Here is a 13,912-nt window from a genome sequence, read left to right on the forward strand (position 1 = left end):
TTTTTTATTATGCTGTAGGTAAGACATAAAAGAGTACACAGAAGAACATCATCGCACTACCACCTAAAACGAACAGGTGCCATATGGCATGGTTGAAAGGTAGCTTTTCCCAAAGGAAGAATATAGCTCCAACAGAATATAAAATTCCACCTGCTAAAAGTAGTGAAAAACCATGTCCAGTTAGATTTTCATAAAGTGGTTTAATAGCAACGATTATGAGCCATCCCATAATGATGTAACATAAAGTTGAAGCCTTTATAAAGCGACGTACAAAGAAAATTTTGAAGACGATACCTCCGATTGCTAGTGTCCATATTATAGCAAGCAACGTCCATCCTAATGGGCCACGAAGTGTAATAAGTAGAAAAGGAGTATACGTGCCAGCAATCAATAAGTAAATGGCTGAATGATCTAAAATAGTAAATATTTTTTCTACTTTAGGATGATGAATGCTATGTAGCAATGTTGAAAACAAGTACAGTAAGAACATACTTACACCATAAACAGTAAATGCAACTACGGCTGATGCGGTACCGTGCTTAGAAGCATGAATAATCAATATGATTAAGGCAGGGATGCTTAAAATGGCACCGATACCATGTGTAATTGCATTTGCAATTTCTTCTTTTACAAATTGGGTCATTCGTGTCATTTTTTCAGTCATAATGCAAATCCTTTCTACTATCATAAAATAATATGTCATTTCCCTTACCATATCATACACAAGAGCAATAGAAAATGAAATTTGTATAATTGATTATATTTTTGAATTTTTTTGACAAAAGACAATGGATTTGTTGACGTTTTCAAACTTTTTTGACAAAATAAAATTATGTAATAGTAGGACAAGGAAACTACTAATAAAGGGGATGGGGAAATGTTTTCAAATATTGGCTTTCCAGGGTTAATTTTAATTTTAGTAGCAGTACTCATTTTATTTGGACCTAAAAAATTGCCGGAAATCGGGAAGGCTTTAGGGGAAACGTTAAAAGAGTTTAAAAAATCAACGAAAGAATTGACAGATGACGCATTTCAAGAAAAGGAAAAGAAAGAAAAAATGTAGTGTATTTTCCTTGTAATGGATAAATAAAGTGTGGTGAACGAGATGGAAAATCGGGAAATGAGCGTAGTAGAACATATTGTTGAGCTTCGAAAAAGAGTAATATATACGGTGTTATCCTTTGTACTATTTTTAATTATTGGATTTACTTTTACAAAGGATATTTATTTTTGGCTTGTAAAAGATTTACCAATGAAATTAACTGTTCTCGGTCCAAGTGATGTATTGTGGATTTTTTTCTCGATTGCTACAGTATTTGCTATCGTTTGTACAATTCCTTTTGCTGCTATACAAATTTGGTTATTTGTAAAACCGGGTTTACATCCAAATGAACAAAAGATGACAATAATGTATATACCGGTATTGTCTATATTATTTATCGCAGGTTTATGTTTTGGATACTTTATTGTAATGCCGTTTCTATTTCACTTTTTAACTACGATAGGTAATGAAATGTTTAATACGATGTTTACGACAGAAAAGTATTTTCATTTTGTACTTAATTTAACAGTTCCATTTGCTGTGATTTTTGAATTGCCAGTCGTTGTAATGTTTTTAACTAGTATTGGAATACTTACGGCGGAATTTTTAATAAAAATAAGAAGGTATGCTTACGTAGCATTAATTATCATTGCATCTTGTATATCACCGCCAGACTTTTTATCTCATAGTTTAGTTGCAGTGCCGCTTATTTGTATTTATGAAGTAAGTATTGCGTTATCAAAGGTTGTTAGTAAGAGGAAAAAGAAAAGAGAAGAAATGCAGTCGAAAAGTGCCTCGTTATAAAGGCACTTTTTTATTTATTTGTTATACTATAGCTATAAACGTATACAATATATAGAAGAAAAAAATTATAGAATCTCCAAAATTTAGACAAACTTTGCGCTTTTATAAGCTTATACTAAATGTATTAAACAATTGATGGATAATGAGATTCCCGTCTCAGAGATATTTAGAACGGGAAGGTGAATTAGGTGGAGATGAATAGAGTATAAATCTTCTAGCCATAAGGACTACAGAAATCATATAAGTCTGATTTTACTCCACTTTAAACAACGTGTTACAGCGCAAAGTAGAGGAAGTTCAAAAATCCAATGAAAAAGAGGATTGATATTGTGATTACGAAAAGTTTTTATTTCACTCATTCAACAGGGGATTGCATTAAAATATTTGAAATCCCTGTCCTACAGGCACAGCATCCATTATCGTTTCTAATTCAGTCTCGTCTTCAATTATTTATTGCAAAAATTCAAAAACAAAAACACCCAAGATTTTCGTATTCTTTCCGTGAATATTTACAAAATTGTTTGAAGTGGAATGATTATTTAAATGTATATAAAACAAATACCCTTGAAAAAAATGCATGATACGAAGTACGGACAGGGTTAGTAAACTCTGTCTTTTTCATTTTAGATATGAAAATATAATTAATTTGATGAAATTTCGTTCCAAATTGTTGAAAGCAATGGGAATACTAGTATAATAACAAGGAGAGCGTATTGGAAAGGGAAGAAGTATAGTATGCAAAAAATTAAAATTGTAACAGATTCAACGGCAGATTTATCACAAGACGTAATCGAAAAGTATGACATTCATGTTTTACCATTATCAATCTCTGTAAATGGACAAACATATTTAGATCGCGTTGATTTACAACCTGACGAATTTATTGAAGAAATGATTAAATCAGAGGAATTACCAAAAACATCACAACCAGCTATGGGTACATTTGTAGAAATGTATGACAAGCTAGGGGAAGATGGAAGCGAAGTCCTTTCTATCCATATGACAAGTGGAATGAGCGGTACTGTAGCAACTGCAAATAGCGCTGCATCAATGACTGATACAAAAGTAACAGTTGTTGATTCTCAATTTATTACACATGCTTTAGCATATCAAGTAATTGAAGCTGCAAAAATGGCAAATGACGGACGCTCACTAGAAGAAATTTTAAAACGTGTAGATGAAGTAAGAAAGAATACTCGTTTATATGTAGTAGTGGATACATTAGAAAACTTAGTGAAGGGTGGACGTATCGGTAAAGGAAAAGCGTTTATCGGTTCGCTACTTAATATAAAGCCAATTGCTAGTCTTGAAGACGGTGTTTATAATCCTGTAACGAAAGTTCGTAGCCAAGGCCAAATTGTAAAAACATTAGCTAAGTTATTTGAGCAAGATACGGCTGGAAAAGTCGTAAAAGCTGTTGCAATTCCGCATGCGAAAGCAATTCCTTTAGCTGAAAGTATGAAAGCGGCGGTTGAAAAAGTGAGTGGATTTGCTCAATCAGAAATTTTCTATACAACGCCTATTATTAGTACTCATACAGGTCCGGGCGCAATCGGATTTATGTATTTAGCAGAGTAATAAAAAAGCTACTTGAAAATATATTTCAAGTAGCTTTTTTATGTAAATAGAAAGTAAGAAATAAGAAGAGCTACACAGGCACTACCGCTAATGATATAGCGAGTCTGTAAATATTCATTCATAGAAAACACCCTTTATCCCGCTATTTGCGGACAGTAAAACTCTCTACCTCAAATTTAGCTGGAGCAAAGAGGTTAGGTAGCGGGCTGCCCGTAAAAGCTTGATTGGTGAAGGCAAATAATCAGTGGGGATGAAGAAAACCCACTAATTAAATTTTCACTATAGGATTTTCTATATTATATGTTGGATATAGAAAATCAGTCATTACGTTACACATGTAAAGTTTCAATTTTTTCGTTTATTTGCTTATTATTTGTTGCGTTACTATAAATAAAAGTTTGACCTAAAAAGAGTACATGCAGTTGTTCCCACGGTAACATGCGCAAATTCCAATTATTTCGAAGTCTAGTTATTGCTTCACGAGGTGTTTCATCGGCGAGTGCAAAAGCTCCGTAATGCATTGGTATAAAATGCGTAGCGTTTAAATCTAAATAAGCTTGCACGGCCTCTTCAGGTGAAACATGAGATACTTTCATAAACCATTCTGGTTCATAAGCGCCAATGGGCATAAGAGCAATATCAATTAAAAAGCGTTCACCAATTTCTTTGAAACCTTGGAAATAGCCACTGTCACCACAAAAATATATGGTTTCCATAGTCGTTTCATTATCAATAATCCATCCACCCCAGTGAGATGTATTCATATCAAATAAGAATCTTCTCGTCCAGTGCTGAGCAGGTACGAAGTGAAAAGAAACTTCGTTAATTATCGTACTTTCCCACCATTTATACTCTTCTACATGTTTAAATTTCTTACGAGTAAATAATTTTTTTAATCCAATAGGTACAAGATATAGAACATCATCATTCAACTGACGAAGAGTTGAAAAATCTAAATGATCATAATGACCATGTGAAATAAGGACAATATCAATTTTAGGTAGTGCTTCTATAGAGAGTCCAGGTTCTGTAAGTCTTGGAACTAGCTTTAATTTATTAGCCCATACTGGATCTGTTAATATATTAAGTCCATTCGTTTGGATAAGAAAAGTGGAATGCCCAATCCATGTGATAGTCGTTTTTTCAACATTACTTTGCAAAAATGCACTTTGTTTAACGGGTGATTGTTCTACTAAGAAAGAAAAATCTTTTTTGTTTTGCTTTCGTTCTTTACGCCAGCGTAAAAAAGAGCGAATTGATTTTTTTGTACTAACATTATCCATATTTTCATAGCGCTTTGCCATGAACATCACCTCATTTAAAATCGTTGTATTTGTATTGTACCGAAATGTTGTTAAGGAATACAGTGTAAAACATGGATTAATGTTTAAGGAATTGTTAAAAAATAGGGAGAGGTATTTACAAAAGTAACAATAAAATTAGTTTTATCACTTTTATTTATAGAAATAATAGTAAAAAAATATATTTTGTCTAGTAATTCGCTTGAAATAAAGAAGTAACATACGTAAATTCGTACGATTTCGTGAACAAATGTAGTAAACAATTTTCTCGTAGTGTTAACTTTTGTTATTATAAACATAACCTATTTAAATTTAGGATAGAGAAAAGAGGTTTATAAATGAAGCGTTATCAAAAAATAATTGGTCTTATGGTTGTATTTTGTCTCTTTGTACTTGCTGGATGTAGTGAATCAGGTTCAAAGCTTCGTAAACCATTAAATTGGGATTTAGAAACCTTCCAATTTACAAATCAAGATGGAAAGCAATTTGGTACAAAAGATTTAAAAGGGAAAGTTTGGGTTGCAGATTTTATGTTCACAAATTGTCAGACAGTTTGTCCACCAATGACTGCAAATATGGCCAAGCTTCAAAAGATGGCAAAAGAAGAGAAATTAGACGTTCAGTTTGTTTCATTTAGTGTAGATCCAGACCTTGATAAGCCAGAAAATCTGAAAGCTTTTATTCAAAAGTTTACAGAGGATACTAGTAACTGGAATTTATTAACGGGGTATTCGTTAGAAGATATTACAAAGTTTTCAAAAGATAATTTCCAATCACTTGTAGATAAGCCGGAGAACGGTCAGGTCATGCATGGTACATCATTTTATTTAATTGATCAAAACGGAAAAGTAATGAAAAAGTATAGTGGCATTAGTAATACGCCATACGAAGACATTATACGTGATATGAAGCGATTAGTGGGTTAAAAATAAGGGTGCATAGCACCCTTATTTTTTTGCATTAGTCTATCGATAAAATGTCATGTTGCTGGGGAAGTTTCGGCGCCCGAATTTCTAATACGCCGTTTTGATAAGAAGCTTTTGCCGCTTTTTTATTAATTGAATACGGCAATTTAATCAATCTTGATGCTTCTGAAATGGAACGTTCTCGGCGATAATAGTTATGGGATGTTTGTTCTTCTTCCTCTTCAAGTATCTCTTCTTTTACAGAGACTTTTAAGTATTCACTTTGTATTTCAATTTGGATTTGTTCTTTTTGTATACCTGGTAGTTCAGCTGTAACAACGAGTTCTTCACCAACTTCATATAAATCTACAGGGAATGTTAATAAACGGTTTCCTTTTTGGAAAAAATGATTTAAATCAGCGATTACATTGCGAAGAGGTGTTTGCTCGAAGAAATCATCAATTTGCTTTAAGTAATTACGAACCGGTGGGCGAGAAGAATCTTTTTTTTCTTCACTCATGGTATTCCCTCCTAGAAATCAATTTGCAATATCATATGACAAAAGCGGAGAAAGGTGAGTGCCTAGTTTTCATGTTTTCATAAAAAATTGTTAAAAATGTGAAATGGAGTGATTTTTTTATAGTTTTTGGTCGCCATATTCAGTTGATTATGCTAGTATAAATAGGGTTGATATAGTAGTATAGAGACAGAATGAAAACTGAAAGAGGGTAAGAAGTATGTGTGGTTTTGTAGGATGTTTATGTGAAAACCCTAGAGAGTTTTCAGAAACAGAAAAACATCAATTTGAAAATATGAACACGATGATTTTCCACCGTGGTCCAGATGACGAAGGATATTTTCGTGATGAACATGTACAATTTGGCTTCCGCCGTTTAAGCATCATTGACTTAGAGGCAGGACATCAGCCGCTAACTTATGAAAATGATCGATATGTAATTATTTTTAATGGTGAAATTTACAACTATGTAGAATTACGTGAAATGTTACTTGAAAAAGGTGCAACGTTTGCAACGCAATCTGATACAGAAGTTATCATTGCATTGTATGCACATATGAAAGAAAAATGTGTAGATTACCTTCGTGGTATGTTTGCATTTATGATTTGGGATCGTGAAGAAAAGAAACTTTTCGGTGCACGTGACCACTTCGGTATTAAACCTTTATACATCGCACAACAAGGTGATACTACATTCTTCGCATCTGAGAAGAAAAGTATTATGCATGTGATGGAAGATAAAGGCGTTAATCCAACGTCACTACAACATTACTTTACGTACCAATATGGTCCAGAGCCAGAAACTTTAACAATTGATGTTAATAAAATCGAGCCTGGTCATTATTTCGTAAAAGAAATCGGTAAAGAGATGGAAATCCATCGCTACTGGAAACCTTATTTCAACGCTTCAAGTGCAACGAAAGAGGAGCATATCCAAGCAATTCGTGATGTGTTATATGATTCAGTAAAAGTGCATATGCGTAGTGATGTACCAGTAGGTTCATTCTTATCTGGTGGTATCGATTCATCTATCATCGCTTCTATCGCAAGAGAAATGAATCCAAATCTTTTAACATTCTCTGTTGGTTTTGAGCAACGTGGTTTCAGTGAAGTTGATGTTGCGAAAGAAACTGCTGAGAAATTAGGCGTTAAAAACCATAACGTATTCATTTCAGCGAAAGAATTTATGGATGAGTTCCCAAAAATCATTTGGCATATGGATGATCCTTTAGCTGATCCAGCAGCTGTACCATTGTACTTCGTTGCGAAAGAAGCACGTAAACATGTAACAGTTGTTCTTTCTGGTGAAGGCGCAGACGAGCTATTTGGTGGTTATAACATTTACCGTGAGCCAAATTCACTAAAAATGTTCTCTTACATTCCTAGCCCAGGTAAGAGCGTTCTAAAAGCATTAAGTGGTGCTCTTAAAGAAGGATTTAAAGGTAAGAGCTTCCTAGAGCGTGGATGTACACCAATTGAAGAGCGTTACTATGGAAATGCTAAAATCTTCCGTGAAGAAGAAAAAGCTGAATTAATGAAGTATTACAATGAAAGTGTTAACTATATGGATATCACGAAACCATTGTATAACGAGATTAAAGATTATGATGATGTAAGTAAAATGCAGTACATTGACATGTTCACATGGTTACGCGGTGACATTTTATTAAAAGCTGATAAAATGACAATGGCAAACTCATTAGAACTTCGTGTACCGTTCTTAGATAAAGAAGTATTCGATGTTGCATCTAAAATTCCAACTGAATTTAAGATTGCTAACGGAACTACGAAAGCTATTTTACGTGAAGCAGCACGCGGAATCGTTCCAGATCACGTATTAGATCGTAAAAAACTTGGATTCCCAGTACCAATTCGTCACTGGTTAAAAGACGAAATGCATGATTGGGCTATAAATATTATAAACGAAAGTAAGACAGAGCATTTAATCGACAAACAGTATGTATTAAACTTACTGGAAGCACATTGTGCAGATAAAGGCGATTATAGCCGTAAAATTTGGACTGTACTTGCGTTTATGGTATGGCACCAAATTTATGTTGAGCATAAATACGATACGAATAAGTTCCATGAAGAAACAAAACGTGCGTATAGCTTAGTTTAATTAGAAAAACCTTAAGATCGCATACGGTCTTAAGGTTTTTTTCATAAATAGGAAGTATTATTGATACAATAATAGTAAAAGGATGGACAACATATGATTACGTTTGAGAAAGTTACTGTAGAAAATGAAAGCGTTGTTAAAGAAATGTTTAAATCGCATAGTTTAGGTGAGAAAAAGGTACAGTACTGTGTGAAAGTTGATGATACATATATTGGTGTAATAGATTATAGTGTACAAGAGGAACGGGCTGTTTTATCACAGCTAATTATTCATTTTGATTACCAAGGTTACGGTTATGGTACAAATACGTATTTTACATTTGAAGAAATGATGAAACAAAGAAATGTGAAAGAAATAAAAGTGCTACAAGAGAAATTAACAGAAAAGGCGAAGTCTTTCATAGAGAGTTTTGGTTTTACTTCAGAAGATGAAGAGTATGTAAAGAAAATATAACGATGATTATTTATGCGATACAATAAATATAAGGCAGGTGGATGTATGACGATGACTTCTGGTCTTGTATTAATTGGAGGGTGCTTTATAGTAGCAGAATTATGTCATATAATCATTCGGAAAAGAATGATTAAGAAAAAAAAGCCGTATGAATTACAATACGTCCCTGTCTTTTTCATTATGTTTTGTATGCTTAGTGCATTGCAAAATCTAACAAACTTTCCACCACTTGTAAATGTTTTTTAAAAGTTCGGTTTACTTTATAGTGGTGTTGGAATAGCACTTTTATTTATTTTATTTTGCATACGTTATGTTCACTATCAATCGTATATATTTATTTTAAATTGGTTAAAGCAAGATGATAGAAACCGCCTTACATAAGGCGGTTTTTTTATTTGCAATTGTAACAGAACTTGTACATTTCACATAAAATAGGACGAGTAGAAATGCAAACATATTACAAGAAAGGGGCGGGGCAATAAAATGAAACTTGTTATAGACGCAGGGCACGGTGGATATGATTCTGGTGCTGTTGGTAATGGTTTAGTAGAAAAAAACTTAACACTTCAAATTGCTAGACGCGTTCGAGACATTTTAACGGTAAATTACCCAATTACAATTAAAATGACACGTGATAGTGATGTGTTTATTTCTTTATCTGAACGTGCTAATATTGCTAATGCTTTCAGTGCGGATTATTTTATTTCATTTCATATTAATAGCGGCGGGGGTACAGGTTTTGAAAGTTATATTTATAATGCGTTATCCAATAGCAGCACTGCATATGCAAAGCAACAAAAAATGCATACAGCTGTCAATCCTGTATTAACAAAATATGGTCTTCGTGATCGAGGAGCAAAAAAAGAAAATTATGCGGTATTAAGAGAAACCGCAATGGATGCAATTTTAACTGAGACTGCTTTTATTGATACAGCTTTTGATGCAAATTTATTAAAAAATCCACAATTTATTGAAGATCTAAGTCAAGCGTATGCAAATGGAATAGCAGCTATTTTTGGAGTAACTCCAAATCCACAACCGGTACCTCAAACGAAGGGAATCGCTTATGTTCTTGGGAAAAATGTAAATTTAAGAAATGGTCCATCAACTTCTTCCTCAGTTATTCGTCAATTAAATTCTCCAGAATCTTACGTTGTATATCAAGAAAGTAACGGATGGCTAGATTTGGGGAATGGACAATGGGTGTATAATGATTTTTCTTACATTAATTTTGTAAAGACAAGCAATAGTGATGGAAGCCCGATTGGGGTTGCATATATACAAGGGATGAATGTAAATTTAAGAAGTGGTCCATCAACTACATCTGCAGTTATCCGCCAATTAAATTCTCCAGAATCTTATTTAGTATATATAAATGAAAATGGTTGGTTAAACCTTGGGGGAAATCAGTGGGTATATAATGACTCAGCGTATATTAAGTATACTCAATATTAGGAATTAAAATGATAGTGCAATATGGATGCGTATCCTTGTTATGTATAACAAGGGTACGCATTTTAATAACAACATTTTTTTTCATACTTATGCACTATGTTTTAAAAAGAAACATTAGAAAAGCGGATAGAATCTAAATAGTATATATTAAAAAAGTTTTCTGATATACATTGACAATGTATGTAAGATACATTAATCTTTAAATGTTAATGATAATCGATTTCATCTAGGGAGGACATATGATACATACTAAAAAACTAATTATGTTCTGCATTATGATACTCATGGTTGTAATTGCAGGATGTAGTAAAGAAGAGAAAAAAGAAAATAATATATCAGCGAAAGCAAAAGATTCATATACGGTAAAGCATGCAATGGGTGAAACGACAGTAAATGGTACACCTAAAAAAGTTGTTGTTTTAACAAATGAAGGCGCAGAGGCTCTCCTAGCTGTGGGCGTAACGCCAGTGGGGACTACGAAACCACGTGCTGGTGATGAATGGTATCCTCATTTAGCGAAAGAGTTAAAAAACACGGAAGTTGTAGGAACTGAACGTGATATTAATTTAGAGGCTGTAATGAAGCTTAAGCCAGATTTAATTATCGGAAATAAAATGCGTCATGAAAAAATATATGATCAGCTAAAAGAAATCGCACCAACTGTTTATGCAGAAACATTACGCGGTGATTGGAAAGAAAACTTTACACTTTATACAAAAGCTGTAAATAAAGAAAAAGAAGGGCAAAAAGCTCTTGATGATTATAAAAAACGCATTGAAGGAATGAAAGAGAAGTTGGGCGATAAATTGAATTCTAAAGTTTCTATTATTCGTTTCGTGCCAGGTGATGTTCGTATTTATCAAAAAAACTCATTCTCGGGCGTTGTTTTAAATGATATTGGATTTAAACGACCACCATTACAAGATAAAGATGATTTTGCGATAAAAGGAATTACAAAAGAGCAGATTCCAAATATGGACGGAGACTACTTATTCTATTTCACGTCTGATAAAGATGCAGATAAGAATAATGAAGGAAATTCGTTAGCGAAGGAATGGACAGAAGATCCACTCTTTAAGCAACTACAGGCTTCTAAAAATAATAAAGTATTCCAAGTAGATGAGGTAATTTGGAATACAGCAGGCGGTATTAAAGCTGCGAACCTTATGTTAGATGATATTGAAAAATATTTCCTTAAATAAATGATAAAATACATCACTTTTACGAAGTGATGTATTTTTAGTTTGTAAAAATACAGAAAATTCCTTCTTTCAGGGTGTCATAAGTTGTACAATAAAATCAATCATGTGATAAAGGAGTGGGGAAGAATGAAAGCTATTCATAAAGATTGGATCTTGTTTAATGGGAGAATGATTAATACGAAAGAAGAACAGCCGATGGTAGCATTAGAAGAGCGAGGCTTCCAATTTGGTGATGGGATTTATGAAGTATTTAGACTATACGATGGCAAGCCTCATTTATTAGATTTACATTTGGAACGATTCTTTAACTCTATGGCAGAAATAAAACTAATTCCACCGTTTACGAAGGAAGAATTAGTAGAAGAGTTATATCAAATGATTGAAAAAAATCAATTTCAAGAAGATGGGAATGTATATTTACAAATATCAAGAGGTGCACAACCGCGCAATCATTTATATGAATCAGATTTACAACCGACATATTTTGCAAATCTTGTTTCGTTCCCAAGACCAGTTGCTTCAATGGAGGCAGGGATTAAGGTGACAGTAGAAGAGGACATCAGGTGGAAGTTTTGCCATATAAAATCTTTAAATTTGCTTCCTAATATCATGATCAAAAACAAAATAAATGAACAAGGGTATCAAGAAGCAATATTAGTACGAGATGGTATTGTGACTGAAGGGTGTCATTCCAATTTCTTTATCGTGAAGAATAATAAGTTGATTACACATCCAGCGGATCATTTCATTTTACATGGTATTACACGTCACTATGTAATTACATTAGCGAAAGAGTTACATATCGATGTAGAGGAACGAGAGTTTTCATTACAAGAAGTATATGACGCTGAGGAGTGCTTCTTTACAGCGACGCCACTTGAAATATTCCCAGTCGTTCAAATTGGTGATGAACAGTTCGGGGCTGGTGAAAGAGGACCAATTACGAAAAAACTACAAGCTGCATACGAAGAGAGTATTCGTTTGTTGAAAGTGACAAATTAATCATGAAGAAAAAAGCTGGTATTCTTCCAGCTTTTTTTCATGATATAATTCAAGCATAGGACAAGTTTTGAAAACGCTGTAAAAAGTCTAGTGGTAATAAGTCAAGAGTAAAACAAGACTGATTTTTTCTAGGTGCGATTTTTTCAGCATACGGAAATAGACCCGACCAAAAATGAAATTTTTTCGGGCCGTTTCCAAGATTGCGTCAATAACAAAGTGTTATTTTTCTATCACGCTCCTTGGTGGCGTGTAGAGTTGATGGTTACGTAGTAGCGTATCCACCAGACGCACAAATTTTCTTGCGGTTAAGACGATGGCTCTTTTGTGTTGATGTTTGGGTGTTTCTTTGTATTTCTTTTGATAAAATGCTTGATATTCAGGCAAATATCTTCTTACTGAATTGGCAGCCTCAACTAAGTAATAGCGAAGATAACGATTGCCTTGTTTGGTTAAGGGCGTATTTTCAGACTGATAATTTCCAGATTGCTTGATTTTCCAGCTTAATCCGGCATATTTAGCTAGTTTCGTTTGGTCTTCAAATCGTTGGATTTGTCCGATCTCAGCTAGTAATCCAGCAGCATACACTTTTCCAACACCAGGAATACTCGTCAAGCATTGGTATTCTGGTAGGACCATTACGAGCTGTTCAATTGCCTTATCAAGGTCTTTGATACTGGCTTCGAGTGCACGAATTTCGCGAGCAAGAATACTCAGGATAATATTGATGGATTCTTGAGCGACTTCTCCTAAACGATAAGACATAGTAATGGCTCGTTGAATCGTTTTCGCTAATCCTTCTGGATTTTTAAACCGGCCGTTACCTTTTTCTTGAAGCAAAGAGGCGAAATCTGTTAAAGGCATTTGAGCTAATTCTTCTAACCCATAATCTTCTGTCATTAAAGCGATTAAGGTAGCTCCAAATACAGAAGAAGGAGTTTCGCTATTCTTTAACTCACGCGTGAGCGTGTTGCATTTGTAAGTTAAATTTTCGAGAAAATGTTGTTTCGTTTCTACAAGTTGTCCAATTAATTGGTAACGTGTGCGAGTTAAACGTTGAAGAGCCATATATTTCTCTTCTTTAATGGGAGACGTAGTGAATCTTTGGATTCTTAAAAAGTCAGCGATTCGCATCGCATCATTTTTATCTGTTTTATCTTCATCAAATATTCGACTGAATTGCTTGATGCGAAAAGGATTTTCGATGGTAACGACGGTATTTATACGCTTTAATTCTCGATCCTCATTAAAAAATGTAGCAGGATGAAAGCTGTACATAGAAGTTGACTCCATGCCTATGACGATTTGAGAAAACGAGTACACATTTTGAAATTCTAAAATTTTTTGTTTAATTTGATGAGCGCCTTTCACGTCATTTCCGAGACTCGCTTCAAGAAGAATTGTCAATTGGTTATCGTCTGATAAAAAGCACACATCTAGTTTCTCAGAGCTGACATCTAATCCGACAAATAAGTTCATTTGGAAGGACCTCCTTTCATTGGTTATTTGGAATATGCTTCGATACTATGGGATT

Annotated in this window: 14 protein-coding genes and 1 pseudogene; 11 read left to right on the forward strand and 4 right to left on the reverse strand. The window is 33.9% G+C overall.

Annotated features, from left to right (window positions below):
• Positions 1–7: 7 nt before the first annotated feature.
• Positions 8–664 (reverse strand): hemolysin III family protein, encoded by a 657-nt coding sequence (locus tag V6946_RS11245; protein WP_000136889.1) that lies wholly within the window; start codon positions 662–664, stop codon positions 8–10.
• A gap of 213 nt (positions 665–877) precedes the next feature.
• Here V6946_RS11245 and V6946_RS11250 point away from each other — a divergent pair, with 213 nt between their 5' ends.
• From V6946_RS11250 to V6946_RS11265, 4 genes are all read left to right on the forward strand, one after another.
• On the forward strand, positions 878–1,063 hold the full coding sequence (locus V6946_RS11250; RefSeq protein WP_000492443.1) for a twin-arginine translocase TatA/TatE family subunit: 186 nt from the start codon (positions 878–880) through the stop codon (positions 1,061–1,063).
• Between the two features lie 42 nt (positions 1,064–1,105).
• Complete coding sequence (gene tatC / locus V6946_RS11255; protein WP_000431523.1) at positions 1,106–1,846, forward strand: twin-arginine translocase subunit TatC; 741 nt, start codon at positions 1,106–1,108, stop codon at positions 1,844–1,846.
• Between the two features lie 329 nt (positions 1,847–2,175).
• Entirely contained in the window at positions 2,176–2,427 is a 252-nt protein-coding gene (locus V6946_RS11260; protein ID WP_000629012.1) for a DUF2535 family protein, read from the forward strand.
• Positions 2,428–2,581: 154 nt separating this feature from the next.
• Positions 2,582–3,424 (forward strand): DegV family protein, encoded by an 843-nt coding sequence (locus tag V6946_RS11265; RefSeq protein WP_001169470.1) that lies wholly within the window; start codon positions 2,582–2,584, stop codon positions 3,422–3,424.
• Between the two features lie 329 nt (positions 3,425–3,753).
• Here V6946_RS11265 and V6946_RS11270 read toward each other — a convergent pair whose 3' ends face one another.
• Positions 3,754–4,728 (reverse strand): MBL fold metallo-hydrolase, encoded by a 975-nt coding sequence (locus V6946_RS11270; RefSeq protein WP_001129630.1) that lies wholly within the window; start codon positions 4,726–4,728, stop codon positions 3,754–3,756.
• 335 nt (positions 4,729–5,063) lie between these two features.
• Here V6946_RS11270 and V6946_RS11275 point away from each other — a divergent pair, with 335 nt between their 5' ends.
• Positions 5,064–5,651 (forward strand): SCO family protein, encoded by a 588-nt coding sequence (locus tag V6946_RS11275; protein ID WP_000833335.1) that lies wholly within the window; start codon positions 5,064–5,066, stop codon positions 5,649–5,651.
• Between the two features lie 34 nt (positions 5,652–5,685).
• On the opposite strand, the gene V6946_RS11280 is transcribed toward V6946_RS11275, so the two are convergent.
• Positions 5,686–6,150 (reverse strand): Hsp20/alpha crystallin family protein, encoded by a 465-nt coding sequence (locus V6946_RS11280; RefSeq protein ID WP_001288085.1) that lies wholly within the window; start codon positions 6,148–6,150, stop codon positions 5,686–5,688.
• Between the two features lie 217 nt (positions 6,151–6,367).
• Between V6946_RS11280 and asnB the strand changes: the two genes are divergently transcribed.
• The 6 genes and pseudogenes from asnB (at position 6,368) to dat (ending at position 12,381) form a co-directional block, all read left to right on the forward strand.
• On the forward strand, positions 6,368–8,269 hold the full coding sequence (asnB, locus tag V6946_RS11285) for an asparagine synthase (glutamine-hydrolyzing) (RefSeq protein ID WP_000333816.1): 1,902 nt from the start codon (positions 6,368–6,370) through the stop codon (positions 8,267–8,269).
• Between the two features lie 93 nt (positions 8,270–8,362).
• The gene (locus V6946_RS11290; RefSeq protein ID WP_000627523.1) at positions 8,363–8,722 is read left to right on the forward strand and encodes a GNAT family N-acetyltransferase; all 360 of its coding nucleotides are present in this window, start codon (positions 8,363–8,365) and stop codon (positions 8,720–8,722) included.
• A gap of 51 nt (positions 8,723–8,773) precedes the next feature.
• Positions 8,774–9,103, forward strand: a pseudogene (locus V6946_RS11295) (hypothetical protein).
• Positions 9,104–9,205: 102 nt separating this feature from the next.
• Positions 9,206–10,177 (forward strand): N-acetylmuramoyl-L-alanine amidase, encoded by a 972-nt coding sequence (locus tag V6946_RS11300; protein WP_006925141.1) that lies wholly within the window; start codon positions 9,206–9,208, stop codon positions 10,175–10,177.
• Positions 10,178–10,416: 239 nt separating this feature from the next.
• Positions 10,417–11,379: an ABC transporter substrate-binding protein gene (locus V6946_RS11305; protein WP_000581989.1), complete on the forward strand. Its 963-nt coding sequence runs from the start codon at positions 10,417–10,419 to the stop codon at positions 11,377–11,379.
• Between the two features lie 126 nt (positions 11,380–11,505).
• Complete coding sequence (gene dat, locus V6946_RS11310; protein WP_006925143.1) at positions 11,506–12,381, forward strand: D-amino-acid transaminase; 876 nt, start codon at positions 11,506–11,508, stop codon at positions 12,379–12,381.
• Positions 12,382–12,600: 219 nt separating this feature from the next.
• Here the strand turns inward: dat and V6946_RS11315 are convergent, their stop codons facing one another.
• A complete protein-coding gene (locus tag V6946_RS11315; RefSeq protein WP_256426878.1) occupies positions 12,601–13,857 on the reverse strand; it encodes an IS110 family transposase in 1,257 nt (418 codons plus the stop codon).
• Between the last annotated feature and the right edge of the window lie 55 nt (positions 13,858–13,912).

The organism is Bacillus sp. PPSBB_2, assembly GCF_045291115.1.
Classification (GTDB): domain Bacteria; phylum Bacillota; class Bacilli; order Bacillales; family Bacillaceae_G; genus Bacillus_A; species Bacillus_A cereus.

Coding starts and splice junctions, on each gene's coding strand:
- V6946_RS11280 (WP_001288085.1), bottom strand. CDS start 6,150: ATGAGTGAAGAAAAAAAAGATTCTTCTCGCCCACCGGTTCGTAATTAC.
- V6946_RS11275 (WP_000833335.1), top strand. CDS start 5,064: ATGAAGCGTTATCAAAAAATAATTGGTCTTATGGTTGTATTTTGTCTC.
- asnB (WP_000333816.1), top strand. CDS start 6,368: ATGTGTGGTTTTGTAGGATGTTTATGTGAAAACCCTAGAGAGTTTTCA.
- V6946_RS11250 (WP_000492443.1), top strand. CDS start 878: ATGTTTTCAAATATTGGCTTTCCAGGGTTAATTTTAATTTTAGTAGCA.
- V6946_RS11270 (WP_001129630.1), bottom strand. CDS start 4,728: ATGGCAAAGCGCTATGAAAATATGGATAATGTTAGTACAAAAAAATCA.
- V6946_RS11290 (WP_000627523.1), top strand. CDS start 8,363: ATGATTACGTTTGAGAAAGTTACTGTAGAAAATGAAAGCGTTGTTAAA.
- V6946_RS11265 (WP_001169470.1), top strand. CDS start 2,582: ATGCAAAAAATTAAAATTGTAACAGATTCAACGGCAGATTTATCACAA.
- V6946_RS11300 (WP_006925141.1), top strand. CDS start 9,206: ATGAAACTTGTTATAGACGCAGGGCACGGTGGATATGATTCTGGTGCT.
- V6946_RS11305 (WP_000581989.1), top strand. CDS start 10,417: ATGATACATACTAAAAAACTAATTATGTTCTGCATTATGATACTCATG.
- dat (WP_006925143.1), top strand. CDS start 11,506: ATGAAAGCTATTCATAAAGATTGGATCTTGTTTAATGGGAGAATGATT.
- V6946_RS11245 (WP_000136889.1), bottom strand. CDS start 664: ATGACTGAAAAAATGACACGAATGACCCAATTTGTAAAAGAAGAAATT.
- V6946_RS11315 (WP_256426878.1), bottom strand. CDS start 13,857: ATGAACTTATTTGTCGGATTAGATGTCAGCTCTGAGAAACTAGATGTG.
- tatC (WP_000431523.1), top strand. CDS start 1,106: ATGGAAAATCGGGAAATGAGCGTAGTAGAACATATTGTTGAGCTTCGA.